The organism is Nonomuraea sp. NPDC059194, from assembly GCF_042754765.1.
Classification (GTDB): Bacteria; Actinomycetota; Actinomycetes; order Streptosporangiales; family Streptosporangiaceae; genus Nonomuraea.
Genome location: NZ_JBHZBH010000120.1, coordinates 1 through 1,361, shown reverse-complemented (window position 1 = coordinate 1,361; position 1,361 = coordinate 1). Strand labels below are relative to the sequence as shown.

Sequence of the window (1,361 nt, the reverse complement as noted above, 5' to 3'; positions counted from 1 at the left end):
CGACACCAAGCCCGAGCCCGCTGGTTCCACCGGCGCGCCCGCCTCACTACCGCATACGCCCAGCTCAACTAACGAATGGCGGCTGCCGTACTAGGATCATCGACCGTGACATCGTGGGCGAGCAGATATCGGTCGGGCGATCATGTCGCGGTGTGGAACGACCTTCGAGCCTTCGGGTCTGCGGGAGTGCCTGAGAGTCTTCGGGAGGATGCCGAGGACGTCGCGAGCGAGACCATGCGGCGGGTGGCGGCCAACGTGGATGTGCTGGTCGACCGGCTCTCTTCCGCTGGGTACGCGTTCGCTAGCCCTGAGACAGTCCGCCAAGCCCCCACCGAGGATGATTTCGAAGCGATTGCGAAGGCCGAAGCCGTCATCGGTCCCCTCCCTGTAGCGCTTCGCGCTTGCCTGGAGATCGTGGGTGCGGTCGATCTGTGCGGGGATGGGGGCTCAATGCTGCCTCACGTCCGCTACCACGCACCCCCACGCGAGCCAAGGGATCTTTATCCGGACCCTCTGGTCCTCCACTCCGGCCGGATGCTCTGGGACATGCTCAGTTCGACCGTGGGAGACGTCAGCCTGGGGTGCGCCTGTACGGATCCCGAAGAAGATGAACTGTGTGGGTTCCATGCGAACGGTTTCTTTTTCAGCATTGCGCCGGATGGGGCGGCTAAGGCGAACTTTAGCGGGGGAGATCACTGCATCCGTCTCCCGAACGCGAACCCCGACCCGCCGCTTCGGGGCATACCGGTATCGGGGTCCATTTCGCTTGTCGAGTACCTGCGCCGGTCCCTCGCCTGGGGAGGCTTCCCCGGTTACGCCATCCGACCTGTGCATGTTCCTCCGCCGGCTCTTCTCGAACGGCTCCGAAGCCAGCTACGGAAGTTCTGAACAGGGCCGCCTCTTAGCGGTGCTTGGCTGCTCGGTGGGCCGGGGCTGAGGAACGAAGTCCCGGACCTTCGATCGCCCCCAACCAGGAACGGCGGCTCGCCACAGTCAGGCGATCGTGAGGGCGGTGCTGTCCTCACACCTCCCGACCATACGCTGGGGTCCCCCGGTTTGAGGTTCTTCCCGTCCCGGGCATGAGGCTTCGGAACTGGGCGGCGCTTCGGGTTGATCTGGGGTCGGCGTGGTTAGCCCGCGCGGTTCCCCGCGCGAGACCGGCCCCCAGGCCGCAGCTCGCGCGGGGAGGGCCGCGCGGGCTGCGGCGGCGCAGCCGCCGCCTTGATACCTACAAGAACAATTCGGCAAGATCTGGCCCAATGCCCGTGTCCTATCTCGCTTGATGGTTGACACTCTGGCTTCGCTTGATGCTTGACACCTTGATCGTCTTCTGTGCCTGCTCGTGGCGTTATCGGCGCTTC

General features: G+C 65.0%; 1 protein-coding gene. It reads left to right on the top strand.

Annotation, left to right across the window (positions count from 1 at the left end; genetic code table 11):
• The first annotated feature begins 105 nt into the window (after nt 1–105).
• A complete protein-coding gene (locus tag ACFXJ8_RS44070) occupies nt 106–888 on the top strand; it encodes a hypothetical protein (RefSeq protein ID WP_379651550.1) in 783 nt (260 codons plus the stop codon).
• Nucleotides 889–1,361 lie beyond the last annotated feature (473 nt).